General features: G+C 65.5%; 14 protein-coding genes. 3 read left to right on the top strand and 11 right to left on the bottom strand.

Translation table 11 applies throughout. From position 1 onward, the window contains the following. Positions 1-55: 55 nt before the first annotated feature. Together DES47_RS01450 and DES47_RS01445 are read left to right on the top strand one after the other, a co-directional pair. The gene (locus tag DES47_RS01450) at positions 56-1,714 is read left to right on the top strand and encodes a phosphoethanolamine transferase (protein ID WP_133698883.1); all 1,659 of its coding nucleotides are present in this window, start codon (positions 56-58) and stop codon (positions 1,712-1,714) included. After that, positions 1,711-2,481: a phosphatase PAP2 family protein gene (locus tag DES47_RS01445; protein WP_243748112.1), complete on the top strand. Its 771-nt coding sequence runs from the start codon at positions 1,711-1,713 to the stop codon at positions 2,479-2,481. The genes DES47_RS01450 and DES47_RS01445 overlap by 4 nt, the downstream gene beginning before the upstream one ends. Here the strand turns inward: DES47_RS01445 and DES47_RS01440 are convergent. The 8 genes from DES47_RS01440 to ppsA all read right to left on the bottom strand — a co-directional run bounded on the left by DES47_RS01440 (position 2,429) and on the right by ppsA (position 11,536). Continuing rightward, positions 2,429-3,592, bottom strand: coding sequence for a PA0069 family radical SAM protein (locus tag DES47_RS01440; protein WP_133698882.1), 1,164 nt, complete (start codon positions 3,590-3,592; stop codon positions 2,429-2,431). The genes DES47_RS01445 and DES47_RS01440 overlap by 53 nt on opposite strands. A gap of 58 nt (positions 3,593-3,650) precedes the next feature. Further along, entirely contained in the window at positions 3,651-5,078 is a 1,428-nt protein-coding gene (gene dnaB / locus DES47_RS01435) for a replicative DNA helicase (RefSeq protein WP_133698881.1), read from the bottom strand. 186 nt (positions 5,079-5,264) lie between these two features. After that, positions 5,265-5,717, bottom strand: coding sequence for a 50S ribosomal protein L9 (gene rplI, locus DES47_RS01430; RefSeq protein ID WP_133698880.1), 453 nt, complete (start codon positions 5,715-5,717; stop codon positions 5,265-5,267). A 13-nt stretch (positions 5,718-5,730) separates the two neighbouring features. After that, complete coding sequence (gene rpsR, locus DES47_RS01425; protein WP_133698879.1) at positions 5,731-6,021, bottom strand: 30S ribosomal protein S18; 291 nt, start codon at positions 6,019-6,021, stop codon at positions 5,731-5,733. 50 nt (positions 6,022-6,071) lie between these two features. After that, positions 6,072-6,353 carry a primosomal replication protein N gene (gene priB, locus DES47_RS01420; protein ID WP_133698878.1) on the bottom strand — a complete coding sequence of 94 codons (282 nt, stop codon included), beginning with the start codon at positions 6,351-6,353 and terminating at the stop codon, positions 6,072-6,074. A gap of 38 nt (positions 6,354-6,391) precedes the next feature. Beyond that, a complete protein-coding gene (gene rpsF / locus DES47_RS01415) occupies positions 6,392-6,760 on the bottom strand; it encodes a 30S ribosomal protein S6 (RefSeq protein ID WP_133698877.1) in 369 nt (122 codons plus the stop codon). A gap of 153 nt (positions 6,761-6,913) precedes the next feature. Next, the gene (locus DES47_RS01410) at positions 6,914-8,986 is read right to left on the bottom strand and encodes a sodium:solute symporter family protein (RefSeq protein WP_133698876.1); all 2,073 of its coding nucleotides are present in this window, start codon (positions 8,984-8,986) and stop codon (positions 6,914-6,916) included. 153 nt (positions 8,987-9,139) lie between these two features. After that, on the bottom strand, positions 9,140-11,536 hold the full coding sequence (gene ppsA, locus DES47_RS01405) for a phosphoenolpyruvate synthase (RefSeq protein WP_133698875.1): 2,397 nt from the start codon (positions 11,534-11,536) through the stop codon (positions 9,140-9,142). A 222-nt stretch (positions 11,537-11,758) separates the two neighbouring features. Between ppsA and ppsR the strand changes: the two genes are divergently transcribed. Next, positions 11,759-12,583 carry a posphoenolpyruvate synthetase regulatory kinase/phosphorylase PpsR gene (gene ppsR / locus DES47_RS01400; protein ID WP_133698874.1) on the top strand — a complete coding sequence of 275 codons (825 nt, stop codon included), beginning with the start codon at positions 11,759-11,761 and terminating at the stop codon, positions 12,581-12,583. On the opposite strand, the gene DES47_RS01395 is transcribed toward ppsR, so the two are convergent. Genes DES47_RS01395 through lpxB form a run of 3 tightly spaced genes read right to left on the bottom strand, consistent with a single transcriptional unit; the run spans position 12,577 to position 15,117 of the window. Beyond that, positions 12,577-13,374 carry a TrmH family RNA methyltransferase gene (locus DES47_RS01395; protein ID WP_133698873.1) on the bottom strand — a complete coding sequence of 266 codons (798 nt, stop codon included), beginning with the start codon at positions 13,372-13,374 and terminating at the stop codon, positions 12,577-12,579. The genes ppsR and DES47_RS01395 overlap by 7 nt on opposite strands. Continuing rightward, positions 13,371-14,000: a ribonuclease HII gene (gene rnhB / locus DES47_RS01390; RefSeq protein WP_133698872.1), complete on the bottom strand. Its 630-nt coding sequence runs from the start codon at positions 13,998-14,000 to the stop codon at positions 13,371-13,373. Before rnhB ends, DES47_RS01395 begins: the two co-directional genes overlap by 4 nt. Further along, a complete protein-coding gene (lpxB, locus tag DES47_RS01385) occupies positions 13,969-15,117 on the bottom strand; it encodes a lipid-A-disaccharide synthase (RefSeq protein WP_133698871.1) in 1,149 nt (382 codons plus the stop codon). The genes rnhB and lpxB overlap by 32 nt, the downstream gene beginning before the upstream one ends.

Below are 15,117 nucleotides of genomic sequence, written 5' to 3'. Positions count from 1 at the left end.
GATCGGCACCATGGGCTTCGGCGACAATACCGCTCCCCCCAGCCGCGCTCTTTGCATGCCCAGCCTTTTCTCGTCCAAGACTCAACGCTCCCCGCTGCTGCTCGCTTGGCTGACCGCCCTGTGGTTGGGCACCCTGTGTAACTGGCCCTTGTGGAAGGCCCTGCTGGCGCTGCCGGAGACGGGCAGCCCGCGCGGCCTGCTGTTCATGCTGGCATTTGCCGGCATCATCACCGGCGTGCTGGCGTCGATACTGAGCCTCGCCGCCTGGCGCCGCGTCATCAAGCCGGTCGCCGCCCTACTGCTGATCAGCGCCGCAGCGGGCGCCCATTTCATGGGCACCTACGGCGTGGTCATAGACGACACGATGATCGTCAATGTGCTGCAGACCGATGCGCGCGAGACCCGCGACCTGCTGAGCCTGCGCATGCTGGTCACCCTGGTGCTGCTGGCCGGCCTGCCCGCTGTCTATCTGTGGCGCACAAGCCTGGCATCGCTCGGTTTCGGGCGGCAGTTGCTGCGTAATCTGGTCGGGGTGTTGCTCGGGCTGGCGCTGGCCGTGGCCTTGCTGATGGCCTGTTTTGCCGATATGGCCTCAACGATGCGCAATCACAAATCGCTGCGCTATCTGATCAACCCGCTGAACAGCTATTACGCGCTGGGCCAGGTGGCCTTCAAGAAGAGCAGCAAGCCGAGGGGCCCGCCGCAGATCGTCGCGGCGGATGCCGTGCTCGCCGCGCGCCCCGACGGCCGCAAGCCGCCGCTGCTGCTGCTGGTGGTCGGCGAAACGGCCAGAGCGATGAATTTCTCGCTCAACGGCTATGCACGGGCGACCAATCCGGAGCTGGCCAAGCTCGATGTCCTGAGCTTCCGCGACGTCACATCCTGCGGCACCAGCACGGCCGCCTCGCTGCCCTGCATGTTCTCGCACCTGGGCCGCGAGCAGTACGGTAATAGCAAGGAGGTGCACCAGGAGAACCTGCTGGATGCGCTGCAGCGCGCCGGCCTGGCCGTGCTGTGGCTGGACAATCAATCAGGCTGCAAGGGCATTTGCGAGCGCGTGCCCAATGCCATGGCCCATATCGCGGCCAGCGGCGCACCGACTCTGCCTGAGGCCCTGTGCAACGGCCCCGAGTGCCTCGACGGCGCCTTGCTACATGGCCTGGATCAGCGCCTGGAGGCCCTGCCCGCCGAACGTCGTGCCAAGGGTGTGGTGCTGGTGCTGCACCAGATGGGCAGTCATGGCCCGGCCTATTACAAGCGCTCGCCAGCGGACCTCAAGCCCTTTCAGCCCGAGTGCAAGACCAATGTGTTGCAGCAATGCGATCCCCAGCAATTGGTCAACGCCTACGACAACTCGATCGTCTATGCCGACCATGTGCTGGCCCAGGCTATCGCCTGGTTGCAGCAAAAGACCTCGGGCTTCGATCCGACCCTGCTCTACCTGTCCGACCATGGCGAGTCGCTGGGCGAGAACAATCTCTATCTGCACGGCATGCCCTATGCCTTCGCACCGCGCGAGCAGACCCACATTCCCATGGTGCTGTGGCTGCCCGGCACGGGCAGCGCCATCGACCGCGGCTGCATGCGAGCCAAGCTCGAGCAGCCGCTCTCACACGACCACCTGTTCCACAGCGTGCTGGGCCTGCTGGGCGTGCAGGCGAGCATCTACAAGGCCGACCGCGACTTCTTCGCCGGTTGCAAACAAGGGCAATGACGATGCACTCTCAGGCGACAGCAACGGTGGAACGCGGTGCAGCCTATCTCAGGCGCGATCTGATCACTGCCGCCATGCTGCTGATCGCCCTGCTGGCCTGGGATGTGGCCGGTTGGGATCTGGCCGCGACACGCATTTTCGGCGGCCTGCACGGCTTTGCCTGGCGTGAAAGTGTCCTCACCAGCGGCGTGCTGCATCAGGGTGGGCGCCTCTTCGGGTGGGCCGTCTTCGCGGCGCTGGTCTGGAATGTCTGGAAGCCTCTGCCCGGGCTGGGCGGCAGCAACGCCATGCGCCGGCGGCTTCGCCTGTGGTGGGTGTTCGCCACGGTCGTCTGCCTGCTGCTGATACCGGCACTCAAGCGCGGCAGCCTCAGCAGCTGCCCCTGGGATCTGCAGGAGTTTGGCGGCATCGCCCGGTACGTGAGCCATTGGCGCTGGGGTGTCGGCGACGGTGGCCCGGGGCGCTGCTTTCCGTCTGGCCATGCGTCCGCCGCATTTGCCTTCATCGGCGGCTATTTCGCGCTGCGCGAGCAGCACAGCCGGCTGGCCCGCGGCTTTCTGATCGCAGCCTGCAGCCTGGGTGCGATGTTCGGCCTCGCGCAGATGGCGCGTGGCGCCCACTATCCCAGCCACACGCTGTGGACGGCCTGGATTTGCTGGAGCACCTCGCTGCTGCTGTACCACGCGATGCAACGCTGGCTGACACCTGCTCAAGCTAGAACAACTCGGCCTGAGCCCCATCAGCCTGCCGAGCTACAGGCACCCTGAACTGACCCAGGTCGAGCGAAAAGCGCTGACGGTTGAGCCCCAGCCGTGCGCAGGCCTTGTGCATGCGCTGCTGCATCAGCTCGGCCCACAGGCCCTCGCCCTTCATCCGCGAGCCGAAGTTCGGGTCATTGTCCTTGCCGCCGCGCATCTCGCGTATGCGCGCCATGACGCGAGCCGCGCGGTCCGGGAAGTGCTGCTCCAGCCACTGCTGGAACAGCGGATTCACCTCCCAGGGCAGGCGCACCGGGATGCTGAAGGCGGTGCGCGCACCGGCATTGGCGCCGGCCTCCAGCACACGCTCCAGCTCAGGTTCGTTGATGAAGGGAATCAGCGGCGAGACACTGATTCCCACCGGCACCCCGGCCCGTGCCAGCTTCTCCATCGTCTCCAGCCGGCGTGCCGGCGCAGCCGCACGCGGCTCCATGATGCGGCTGAGCCTGGCATCCAGGCTGGTGATGGACAGATAGACGGCCACCAGTTGGCGCTCGGCCATCGGCACGATCAGGTCCAGATCACGCTCGATGCCGGACGACTTGCTGATCACCGAGAACGGGTGATGGTGCTCGCTCAGGACCTCGATGATGGCCCGTGTGATGCCCAGCTTGCGTTCCACCGGCTGGTAGGCATCGGTGGCAGCGCCTATGCAGATAGGATGGGGCTGATATCCCTTGCCAGACAGCGTGCTGCGCAGGCGCTCGGCGGCATTCACCTTGGCGACGATGCGGGTCTCGAAGTCCAGTCCCGGCGACAGGTTCAGATAGCTGTGCGTGGGCCGGGCAAAGCAATAGATGCAGCCATGCTCGCAGCCGCGGTAGGGGTTCAGCGAGAGCTCGAAGAAGATGTCGGGCGAGCTGTTGGTGTTGACGACACGCCTGGCCTGCTCCTCGATGATCTGGGTGGCCGGCGGCAGGTGTTCTTCGCTGGCCTGCTGGTCCAGAGTGCCCCAGCCATCGTCGAAGCCCTCGCGCTCGTCGCTGTGGAAGCGATGGGCAATCTGCCAGGCCGTGCCGCGGCCCTTGCGCGGCGGCGCCACCGTGGCGCGGCCGTCGGCCTGCTCGGCCTCGCTGGGCACGGCGGCAATAGGAACAAAGCGTTTCTTGCTGGACGACATACTGTAACTATATACAGTATTTCACCACCCTCCCGGTAAAGTCCGGGGCGACCCCGTCTTAGTAGTCCGGCCCGCCGTCGCTGGCCATGCCCGGCGCCAGGTTGTCGAACTTGGTCAGCGGGCGCAGGAAGGTCAGCTTGACCGTGCCCACCGGGCCGTTACGCTGCTTGCCGATGATGATCTCGGCCACGCCCGGCTCCTTGCACTCGTCCTTGGTGTAGTACTCGTCGCGGTAGATGAACATGATGATGTCCGCGTCCTGCTCGATCGCGCCCGACTCGCGCAGGTCGGACATCATCGGCCGCTTGTCGGGCCGCGTTTCGACCGAGCGGTTCAGCTGCGACAGCGCGATTACCGGGCACTTCAACTCCTTGGCCAGGGCCTTCAGGCCCCGCGAGATTTCGCCGATCACGGTGGCCCGGTTCTCCTCATTGCCACCGCTGCCGCTCATCAGCTGCAGGTAGTCGATGATGATCAGCCCCAGCTTGCCGCATTGGCGCGACTGGCGGCGCGCACGGGCGCGCACCTCGGATGGCGACAGGCCCGGGCTCTCGTCGATGAAGATGCTGGACTTGCTGAGCTTGTCGACCGCCTCGGCCAATCGGCTCCATTCATCATCGCGCAGCGCGCCGGTGCGCAGATGGCTCTGGTCGATGCGGCCGATCGAGCCAACCATACGCAGGGCCAGCTGGGCGGCGCCCATTTCCATCGAGAAGATGACGACCGGCAGGCCCTCGTTGATGGCCACGTTCTCGCCGATATTGATGGCGAACGCCGTCTTGCCCATCGAGGGGCGCGCGGCCAGCACGATCAGGTCGCCCGGCTGCAGGCCGGCGGTCATGCGGTCCAGGTCGTAGAAGCCGGTTCTGACGCCGGTCACTTCCTCGGCACCGTTCTCGGCCAGCTCGTTGACACGGTCGAGCAGCTCGATGACCAGCTTGTCCATGCTCAGAAAACCCTGCTTGGTGCGCGTGCCCTCCTCGCCAATGCGGAAAATCTGTGCCTCGGCCTCGTCCAGGATGGTGTTGACCGGCGTACCCTGCGGATTGAAGGCCTTGGTGGCAATCTCGTCGCTGGCCGAGATCAGCTTGCGCAGGATCGCCCGCTCGCGGACGATTTCGGCATAGCGGCGCAGATTGGCCGCGCTGGGCACGCTTTGCGCCAGCGCGTTCAGATAGGTCAGCCCGCCGCACTCGTCGGCCTTACCCAGGCTTTGCAGCTGCTCGTAGACCGTCACCACGTCGGCCGGCTTGCTGCCATTGATCAGGCCGCCGATGGCGGCAAAGATCGTTCGGTGCTCGTAGCGGTAGAAGTCGGATTCGGTGACCAGGTCACCGGCGCGGTCCCAGGCCGAGTTGTCCAGCAGCAAGCCTCCCAGCACGCTCTGCTCGGCCTCCACCGAATGGGGCGGCACGCGCAGGCGGGCCACCTCGTCATCACGTGGCTCGGCGCCGGGAAAACTGCTTTTGGAGAAGACGGCTGACATGGCTGGAACTATACGGCGGGAAGGCCCCCGCCCCTGTGGACAACACTGTGGGCAAGCTGGGGAGTCGCTGGGGGCAAGCGACTCATTTGTAACCGTGGCGCCTTGTCGCGGCGCACCATGAAAAAAGGCCGGCAATGCCGGCCTTTACAAAGCTGCACATGCCGTGGCATGCGCGGACTTGATCGCTCAGTCAGCTTCAGCAACCACTTGCACGGTCACTTCAACCACCACATCGGTGTGCGGAGCGACGCTGACCGGGTGCTCGCCCACGGTCTTCAGCGGGCCGTTGGGCAGGCGAACCTGGGCCTTGGCAATGGTGAAGCCCAGCTTGACCAGCGCTTCGGCGATGTCGGCATTGGTGACCGAACCGAACAGACGGCCGTCCACGCCAGCCTTTTGGCTGACGCGCACGGTCTTGCCGGCCATCGACTCGCCCAGAGCCTGGGCAACGGCCAGCTTCTCGGCAGCAGCCTTTTCCAGCTCGGCGCGCTTGACTTCGAATTCCTTGATCGCCACTTCGGTCGCACGGCGAGCCTTGCGCGAAGGGATCAGGAAGTTGCGTGCGTAGCCGTCCTTGACCTTGACGATATCGCCCAGATTGCCGAGGTTCGCGACCTTTTCAAGCAGAATGATTTGCATGTTGGGTGACTCCTCAGACCTTGTGCTGGTCGCTGTACGGCAGCATGGCCAGGAAGCGCGCGCGCTTGATGGCAACCGTCAGCTGACGCTGGAAGAAAGCACGCGTACCGGTCAGACGAGCCGGCGTGATCTTGCCGTTTTCGCCGACGAAGTCGCGCAGGGTATCGATGTCCTTGTAGTCGATCTGTTCGACGCCAGTGACGGTGAAGCGGCAGAAACGCTTGCGGCGGAACAGCAGCGACTGGGTATTGCGCTTGGGCTTGCGGTCCTTGGAGAACCGGCCTTTACCACGAGGTGGTGCCATTTTTAGACCTCTTTCAATTCAATCCGGAACAAAACAAACAGTGCGAGCTTTCAGTCCAGGGCGGTGATGTGAAACACCGTACCGCGACCGTTGCGCTGGGCAGCGAGAAAGCCTGTGAAACAAGCCGACTCTCCAATCCCCAGTGCGCTGACCCGCTGTGACAAACCGCCTATCACCACCGCTTTGAGCTCCATCGAGACTTTGCGCGGGGTTCCGGCTTCCTGGACTTGCGACTCGTGCTTCAGGCACATGTCGATCACGGGCAGACCGGCGGGTGTGTATCTCACAGCGCCTCGTTCCAGCAGCTGCGCGCTCAGAACCAACTGGTTCACGGCAGGCAGCGAAGGGACGTGGCTCGCGGCTATGGACTTCAGGCAGTCGCTTCCTGCGACACCGGGGCCTTGCGGGCCTCTTCGCGCTCAACCGCCTTCATCATGATCGACGGTGCGGTTTCGGCCTTGGGCTTGACCACCGTCAGGTGGCGCAGCACGGCGTCATTGAAGCGGAAACCCGTTTCGAGCTCAGCCAGGACTTCCTTGCTGACTTCGATGTTCAGGCACAGATAGTGGGCCTTGGCCAGCTTCTGGATCAGGTAAGCCATCTGACGACGGCCCCAGTCTTCCAGACGATGGACCGTGCCACCACCGGCGGTGATCAGGGTCTTGTAACGCTCCAGCATAGCCGGAACTTGTTCGCTTTGATCCGGATGGATCAGCAGAACGATCTCGTAATGACGCATGTTTACTCCTTGTGGATTCCGAACCTTGGGGGGAATTCGGGTTCGTGGAAGCCGTGCTGCAGCGTCAAAGTCGCAGCGACGGCAAGGTGAAGCCCACGATTATAGCCTGATCAAGCCACCAACGCCGGCTCTTTGCACAGCGATGCGGCAATATCAGGCCTCGACACGGGGCCTGCGGAGCCAGTCCACCATCTCGCCCTGCTCGCGGGAGGGCTTGGGTGTCAGCAGGCTCACCAGCACCATCACCGCAAAGCCCAGCGGCACGCCAAACACGCCGGCCGAGATAGGCTGGATGCCCCACCACAGCTCGATCGGCGAGTTGATGCCCAGCAGATTGCGCAGCCAGGGGTGGTTGGTGGCCAGGTAGTAGCAGGTCAGGCCCAGGCCGGCGGCCATGCCGCACAGCGCACCCCAGGTGTTGGCCCGCTTCCAGAACACGCCCAGCACCAGCGCCGGGAAGAACGCCGCGCCGGCGAACGAGAACGCGGCCGAGACCAGGAACAGGATGTCGGCCGGCTTCTGCACCGCCACCGCCGCCGCGCCCAGGGCCACCACCAGCAGCAGGGCCTTGGAGATGGTGACGCGCCGGGCCGCCGTCGCATTCGGATTGACCATGCGGTAGTAGAAATCATGCGACAACGCGCTGGCGATGGTCAGCAGCAGGCCGTCCGCGGTCGACAATGCCGCGGCCAGGCCGCCGGCCGCCACCATGCCCGACACCACATAGGGCAGGCCGGCAATCTCCGGCGTGGCCAGCATCACGATATCGCCGTTGATGGCCATCTCGCCGAGCTGGAAGATGCCGTCGCGGTTGACGTCGCTGACCGACAGCAGGCTGGCATCGACCTTGGACCACTGCGCGATCCAGGCCGGCAACTGGTCGAACGGCGTGCCCACCAGCACATTGAAGACCTCGAACTTGACCATCACCGCCAGCGCCGGCGCGGTCACATAGAGCAGGAAGATGAAGACCAGCGACCAGGTCACCGACTCGCGCGCCTCGCGCACCGAGGGCGTGGTGTAGCAGCGCATCAGGATGTGCGGCAGCCCGGCGGTGCCGACCATTAGGCAGAACACAAGGGCCAGGAAATTCAGGCGCGAACTGTCGTAGCTGCCCCGAGCCTGGGCGTCACCCTCAGGATCGCCGGCGAACTGTTCGGTATGGGCATGCATGCCCGCCAGCGGCCGGGCGCGGGCCTCGTTGAGGGCAAGGGCCTTGGTCCACACCTCCCGGGCCTCGTTGGCGCTTTTGGGCAATGAAGCCAGGGCCTTCTCGGCCGCCTGCACCTCGGCCAGCCCGGCTTCGCTGGCCTTCAGCGCAGCCACACGGGCCTGCGCCTGCGCGCGGTCGCGGGCCAGCGAGCCCGGCACGTCGGCAAGCTTCGCCTCGAAGGCCAGGGCGCGCTGCTTGAAGACCTGTATGACCTCCAGCTCCTTGGGGTCGCGCATCAGCTGCTGCTCGCGCTCGCTGACCTGCTGCAGTTGGTAGCCATAGACCAGCTGGGGCAACGGAATGCCGGTCTGTTTGACCGACAGCCACACCACCGGAACCAGGTAGGCAATGATGATGATGATGTACTGCGCCACCTGGGTCCAGGTGACGGCCCGCATCCCGCCCAGAAATGAGCACAGCAGCACACCGCCGAGGCCGACGAACACACCGATCTCGAAGGTCAGGCCGGTCAGCCGCGTGGTGATCAGGCCCACGCCATAGATCTGCGCCACCACATAGGTGAAGGAGCACAGGATGGTGGCCAGAATGGCGACCGTGCGCACCAGATGGCTGGCATAGCGGGCGCCCAGAAAGTCGGGGATGGTGTACTCGCCGAAGCGCCGCAGATAGGGCGCCAGCAACAGGGCCACCAGGCAGTAGCCACCGGTCCAGCCCAGCACGAAGGCCAGGCCGGCATAGCCCGACAGGTAGAGGCTGCCCGCCAGGCCCAGGAAGGAAGCCGCGCTCATCCAGTCGGCGGCGGTGGCCATGCCGTTGTACATCGCCGGCACGCGCCGGCCAGCCACGTAATACTCGGTCGCGTCGGTGGTGCGGCTCATGATGCCTATGCAGGCATAGAGGGCCACCGGCGCGAGCAGGAAGATGAAGCCTATGCCCGACTTGGGCAGGCCGGCGCGCTCCAGCAGGCCCATGCCCAGCACAAAGGCAATAAAGCCGAGCGTGTACCAGCCATAGATCTTGTTGAGCCTTCGCTTGAAGGCGGGCGCGCTCATGGTCCGCTTGTCTCGCTGTCGTCGTTGTGATTGATCGGCCTGGCACCCATCATGGGCATGCAGGGCCCCCTGGCAATCCTGATCTACCCGGGAAACCCACCGCAGCGCGCGCAAAAACGGCCCCGAAGGGCCGTTGTGCGAGGCGGCTGCAGCTTAGCGCTTGGCCAAACGGGTCCAGGTCTCGACCACGCTATCGGGGTTCAGCGACATCGAGGCGATGCCTTCCTGGGCCAGCCAGTCGGCAAAGTCCGGGTGGTCGCTGGGGCCCTGGCCGCAGATGCCGATGTACTTGCCGGTGGCCCGGCAGGCGGCGATGGCACGCGAGATCAAGGCCTTGACGGCCGGATCGCGCTCGTCGAAGTCGCCGACCAGCTGCTCGTGGCCCGAATCACGGTCCAGGCCCAGCGTCAACTGGGTCAGGTCGTTGGAGCCTATCGACATGCCGTCGAAATGCTCCAGGAACTGCTCGGCCAGGATGGCGTTGCTGGGCACCTCGCACATCATGATCAGGCGCAGGCCGTCCTGGCCGCGCTTGAGGCCACGATCGCCCAGCATGGCGACGACGCGCTCGGCCTGGCGCACCGTGCGCACGAAGGGCACCATGATCTCGACATTGGTCAGCCCCATGTCGATGCGCACCCGCTTCAGCGCCTCGCATTCCATCGCGAAGGCGTCCTGGAAGTCGCCGCTGATATAGCGGGAAGCGCCGCGGAAGCCCAGCATCGGGTTCTCTTCATCGGGCTCGTAGCGCGAGCCGCCGATCAGCTTGCGGTACTCGTTGCTCTTGAAGTCCGACAAACGCACGATCACCGGGCGGGGCCAGAAGGCGGCGGCAATGGTGGCCACGCCCTCGACCAGCTTGTCCACATAGAAGGCGCGCGGCGAGGCGTGGCCGCGCGCCACCGACTCTACCGCCTTCTTCAGGTCCGCATCGACATTCGGATAGTCGAGGATGGCCTTCGGGTGCACGCCGATATTGTTGTTGATGATGAACTCCAGCCGTGCCAGGCCGACGCCGGCGCTGGGCATCTGGCAGAAGTTGAAGGCCAGCTGCGGGTTGCCGACGTTCATCATGATCTTGACCGGGCAGTAGGGCAGCTCGCCGCGCAGCACCTCGGTGACCTCGGTCTCAAGCAGGCCGTCGTAGATGTGGCCGGTGTCGCCCTCGGAGCAAGCCACGGTGACCAGCTGGCCGTCCTTCAGCGTCTCGGTCGCGTCACCACAGCCAACCACGGCCGGGATGCCCAGCTCGCGGGCGATGATGGCGGCGTGGCAGGTACGGCCGCCACGATTCGTGACGATGGCGGCGGCGCGCTTCATCACCGGCTCCCAGTTCGGGTCGGTCATGTCGGTGACCAGCACATCGCCGGGCTGGACGCGGTCCATCTCGGCAATGCTGTGCACCAGGCGCACCGGGCCGGTGCCTATCTTCTGACCGATGGCGCGGCCCTCGGCCAGCACGGCGCTATGGCCCTTGAGCTTGTAACGGTGCTCGGCCTTGCCCTCGGCCTGGCTCTTCACCGTCTCGGGGCGGGCCTGCAGGATGTAGATCTGGCCATCGATGCCGTCGCGGCCCCATTCGATGTCCATCGCGCGGCCATAGTGCTGCTCGATGATCAGCGCGTAGCGGGCCAGCTCGGTGACCTCGGCGTCATTCAGCGAATAGCGGTTGCGCTGCTCGGGTGCGGTGTCCACCGTCTTGACCAGACGGCCGGTGGCGGCCTTCTCCTCGGGCGAGGCAAACTCCATCCGAATCAGCTTGGAGCCGAGGTTGCGGCGTATCACGGCCACCTTGCCGCGCGCCAGCGCCGGCTTGTGGACGTAGAACTCGTCGGGGTTGACGGCGCCCTGCACCACGGTTTCGCCAAGGCCGTAGCTGGAGGTGATGAAGACCACGTCCTTGAAGCCGGACTCGGTGTCCATCGTGAACATCACGCCAGACGAGCCCAGGTCGGAGCGCACCATGCGCTGCACGCCGGCCGACAGGGCCACTTCGCTGTGCTCGAAGCCCTTGTGCACCCGGTAGCTGATGGCGCGGTCGTTGTACAACGAGGCGAACACCTCCTTGAGCTTGTGCAGCACCGTCTCGATGCCGACAACGTTCAGGAAGCTTTCCTGCTGGCCGGCGAAGGAGGCATCGGGCAAGTCTTCGGCGGTGGCCGACGAGCGCACGGCAAACGAGGCTTCCGGGTTGCCAGCGCTGATGCGGGCGAACTCGGCGCGGATCGCCGCTTCCAGATCGGCCGGGAAGGGCTGGGCCTCGACCCAGCCGCGGATTTCGGCCCCGGCCTCGGCCAGTGCGCGCACGTCGTCGGTGTTCAGGGCCGCCAGACGGGTCTTGATGCGCTCATCCAGGCCCTCGTAGTTCAGGAAGGCCCGGAAGGCGTGGGCGGTGGTGGCAAAGCCACCCGGCACGCGCACGCCACTGGCGGCAAGCTGGGAAATCATTTCGCCGAGGCTGGCGTTCTTGCCGCCGACCACCTCGACATCGCTCATTCTCAGGTGCTCAAACGGTACGACCAGGGCGGTCGCCTCATAGTTGGCAGACATAGGGAAACTCCATAAGGTTGAAAAACCGGGGTTCCCGCGTCAATTCGATCAACCATGCCATGCGCGGCGCAACGGGCGCTCTGGCGCATGGGTCTGCACCCATTTGTAGATTCTGATTCGAGGGAGACAGTGTGCACGGCCGGGCGTCGCGGAGAAGATGTTCGGGATTCTACGGGCAAGCCCTTCTATGATGGGCACTTACCCTGAACTCAATGCCCCGCCATGCCCAATCGCTCTGTGTACTTTGTCTCGGACGGTACGGCCATCACGGCCGAAACCTTTGGCAAATCGATACTGGCCCAGTTCCCGGGCAAGCCGCGGCTGGTGCGCCGGCCCTTCATCGACTCCGAAGACAAGGCCCGGCAGGTGATCAACGAGATCAATGTGCTGGGCGCGACCGAGGGCAAGCGGCCGGTGGTCTTTGTCACGCTGGTGGATTTGTCGGTGCTGGCCTTCTTCAAGGCCCATTGCAAGGGCCTGGTGCTGGACATGTTCAACACCTTCATCGAGCCGCTGGAGGCCGAGTTCGCCGTCAAGTCCAACCACCGCGTGGGGCGCTTCTCCGATGTGGCCAAGAGTCAGGAGTACCACGACCGCATCGAGGCGATCAACTTCTCGCTGGCCCATGACGATGGCCAGGCGACCCGCAATATCGAGGCCGCCGACGTGATACTGGTCGGCGTCAGCCGCTGCGGCAAGACGCCGACGTCCCTCTACCTGGCCATGCAGCACGGCATCAAGGCCGCCAACTACCCGCTGATCCCCGAGGATTTCGAGCGCGGCAAGCTGCCCTCGATGCTGGCCCCGCACAAGAAGCGCTGCTTCGGCCTGACCATTGACCCGGACCGGCTGAGCCAGGTCCGCAACGAGCGCCGCCCGGGCAGCAAATATGCCTCGCTGGCGAACTGCCGCTACGAGGTCAATGAGGCCGAGGCAATGATGAAGCGCGAGGGCATTGCCTGGCTGTCATCGACCCACAAGTCGATCGAGGAGATCTCGGCGACGATATTGCGGGACATCAAGCCCGACGCCTTGGCGATTTACTGAGGCGTTGCGACAAGGCGCTGCCTGGCCGACTCGTACAGGCAGATCGCCGCCGCGCTGGCGACATTCAGCGATTCCTCGCCGCCCGGCTGCGGGATGCGCACGGTCAGCGCACAGCGGGCCATCAGCTCGTCGCTGATGCCCTGCCCTTCATGGCCCAGCACCCAGGCGCAGGGCTGGGGCAGGCTCAGCTGCTGCAGCTCCCGCTCGGCATAGGAGCTGGTGGCCACCATCGCCGCCTGCAGGCCGTCCAGATCGGCCAGGCTCAGGCCCTCGACCAGATTCAGCGCGAAATGTGCGCCCATGCCGGCCCGCAGGACCTTGGGCGACCACAGCGCGGCCGTGCCTTTCAGGGCAAGCACCTGGCGCACGCCCAGCGCCGAGGCGCTGCGCAGAATGCTGCCAACATTGCCGGCGTCTTGCAGCCGGTCCAGGATCACACTGTCCACTGCGGGCAAGACGGCCGCCGACGCCAGATGCGGCACCTCGAAACCAAGCTCGGCCGGTGACTCCAGCCCGCTGATGCTCTTGAACAGCGCGCGCGGCACGATCACCACCTTGGGCGCCTGCTCGGCCAGCGCACGCAGCTCCGGCTGGCCCCAGCCCTCCTCGGTCAGCAGGGCCAGGCTCAAGGCATGGCCGCGCTGCAGGCAGGCCCGGGCCAGATGGTCGCCCTCCAGCCAGACGGAGCCGAGCTTGCGGTAGGCGCCGGCGTCCTGCGACAGCTTGCGCAGGCGCATCAACAGCGGGTTGTCTCGCGAGGTGATGTGCAGCGGCTGTTTCGTGAGGCTCATCGCGCCTGCTCCAGGCAAAGTCGTACCGGGCCGAACGTGCGCCTGTGCCAGGCGCAGGCACCGTGCTCGCGCAGGGCCTGCAGGTGCTCGGCCGTCGGATAGCCCTTGTGGGTGGCGAAACCATAGTGCGGATGGGCCTCGTGCATGGCCAGGCATTGGCGGTCGCGCGAGACCTTGGCCAGTATCGACGCGGCCGAAATGGCCTTGACCTTGCTGTCACCCTTGACGATGGCCTCAGCCGGAATCTTCAACAGCGGAATGCGGTTGCCGTCGACCAGCACCTTGGCCGGCTTCAGGCGCAGGCCCTCGACGGCGCGCTTCATTGCCAGCATCGTCGCGTGCAGGATGTTCAGCCGGTCTATCTCCTCGACGCTGGCCTCGGCAATGCAAAAGCACAGGGCCTTGGCGTGGATCTCGTCGAACAGCCGCTCGCGGGTGCGCTCGCTCAAGACCTTGGAGTCATTCAGGCCCTTGATCGGCTGCAGCTCGTCGAGTATCACGGCCGCGGCCACCACCGGCCCGGCCAGCGGCCCACGGCCGGCCTCATCGACGCCGGCCATCAGGCCCGGGCCGTCCCAGATCAGGCCCATCTGTTCAGGCCTTGTTGAGGATTTTCGCGATGGCATCGGTGGCAATCTGGGCGGTGTTGCAGCGCAGCAGCTGGTGCTGTTCCATGAAGCGGGCCTGCACCGCTTCGCAGCGCGCCGGGTCGTCAAGCCAGGACAGTGCAGCGGCGGCGAGCGCCTCGGGCGTGCAGTCGTCCTGCAGCAGTTCGGGCACCAGGAAATCGCGGGCTAGCACATTGGGCAGGCCCACCCAGGGCTGGTAGCGCCGGCCGCGTATGCGCAGCCAGTTCAGCCAGTGCATGCGGTACGCGATGACCATGGGCCGTTTGAACAGGGCCGCCTCAAGCGTTGCCGTGCCGCTGGCCACCAGCGTGATGTCGCAGGCGGCCAGCGCCTCGTGCGAGCGGCCGTCCAGCTGTTGCAGATTCACATTCGGCGCAAAGCGCTGCACCAGCGGCGTGATCAGCTCGGCCAGGCCCGGTGCCACCGGCATCACGAAGCGCAGCTCGGGCCGCGCCAGCTGCAACAGCGCGGCGGCCTGCAGCAGCGGCTGGGCGATGAAGCGGATCTCGCTCCTGCGGCTGCCGGGCAGCAGGGCGACGACGGTATCTCTGTCGTTCAGCCCCAGCGCCTTGCGGCTGGCGACCTTGGGTGGCTGCAGGGGAATCGCGTCGGCCAGCGGATGGCCGACATAGGTGGCGGCAATGCCATGCTGCTGCAGCAGCGCCGGTTCGAACGGGAACAGGCACAGCACATGGTCGACGGCACGGGCAATCTTCTGTACCCGCTCGCCGCGCCAGGCCCAGATCGACGGGCAGACAAAATGCACCGTCTTGACGCCGGCTTCGCGCAGCTTCAGCTCCAGGCCGAAATTGAAGTCGGGGGCATCGACGCCGATGAAGAGTTCGGGCTTGTCGGCCAACAGGCGCTGGGCCAGCTGATCGCGTATGCCCATGATCTCGCGGTAGTGCAGCAGGGCATCCACATAGCCGAATACCGACAGCTTGTGGTGCGGCCACCAGGCATCGAAGCCCTGGGCGGCCATCTTGGGCCCGCCTATGCCGTGAGCCGTCAGCCCCGGCCAGCGGGCGCGCAGGCCGCCGAGCAGCAGGCCGGCCAGCAGATCACCGGACGCCTCGCCGGCGACCATCGCCAAACGTGGCGTCTTGTCACTCAT

It is taken from the genome of Roseateles toxinivorans, from assembly GCF_004362525.1.
In the GTDB taxonomy this organism is placed as follows: Bacteria; Pseudomonadota; Gammaproteobacteria; order Burkholderiales; family Burkholderiaceae_C; genus Paucibacter; species Paucibacter toxinivorans.
This window is presented reverse-complemented; position numbering and strand designations above follow the sequence as displayed.

Excerpts from the sequence above, each read along its gene's own strand:
- DES47_RS01450 (WP_133698883.1), top strand. The coding sequence starts at position 56 with ATGCCCAGCCTTTTCTCGTCCAAGACTCAACGCTCCCCGCTGCTGCTC.
- lpxB (WP_133698871.1), bottom strand. The coding sequence starts at position 15,117 with ATGAGTGACAAGACGCCACGTTTGGCGATGGTCGCCGGCGAGGCGTCC.
- rnhB (WP_133698872.1), bottom strand. The coding sequence starts at position 14,000 with ATGCCATCGCGAAAATCCTCAACAAGGCCTGAACAGATGGGCCTGATC.
- ppsA (WP_133698875.1), bottom strand. The coding sequence starts at position 11,536 with ATGTCTGCCAACTATGAGGCGACCGCCCTGGTCGTACCGTTTGAGCAC.
- rpsF (WP_133698877.1), bottom strand. The coding sequence starts at position 6,760 with ATGCGTCATTACGAGATCGTTCTGCTGATCCATCCGGATCAAAGCGAA.
- ppsR (WP_133698874.1), top strand. The coding sequence starts at position 11,759 with ATGCCCAATCGCTCTGTGTACTTTGTCTCGGACGGTACGGCCATCACG.
- DES47_RS01440 (WP_133698882.1), bottom strand. The coding sequence starts at position 3,592 with ATGTCGTCCAGCAAGAAACGCTTTGTTCCTATTGCCGCCGTGCCCAGC.
- DES47_RS01395 (WP_133698873.1), bottom strand. The coding sequence starts at position 13,374 with ATGAGCCTCACGAAACAGCCGCTGCACATCACCTCGCGAGACAACCCG.
- dnaB (WP_133698881.1), bottom strand. The coding sequence starts at position 5,078 with ATGTCAGCCGTCTTCTCCAAAAGCAGTTTTCCCGGCGCCGAGCCACGT.
- DES47_RS01445 (WP_243748112.1), top strand. The coding sequence starts at position 1,711 with ATGACGATGCACTCTCAGGCGACAGCAACGGTGGAACGCGGTGCAGCC.
- DES47_RS01410 (WP_133698876.1), bottom strand. The coding sequence starts at position 8,986 with ATGAGCGCGCCCGCCTTCAAGCGAAGGCTCAACAAGATCTATGGCTGG.
- rpsR (WP_133698879.1), bottom strand. The coding sequence starts at position 6,021 with ATGGCACCACCTCGTGGTAAAGGCCGGTTCTCCAAGGACCGCAAGCCC.
- rplI (WP_133698880.1), bottom strand. The coding sequence starts at position 5,717 with ATGCAAATCATTCTGCTTGAAAAGGTCGCGAACCTCGGCAATCTGGGC.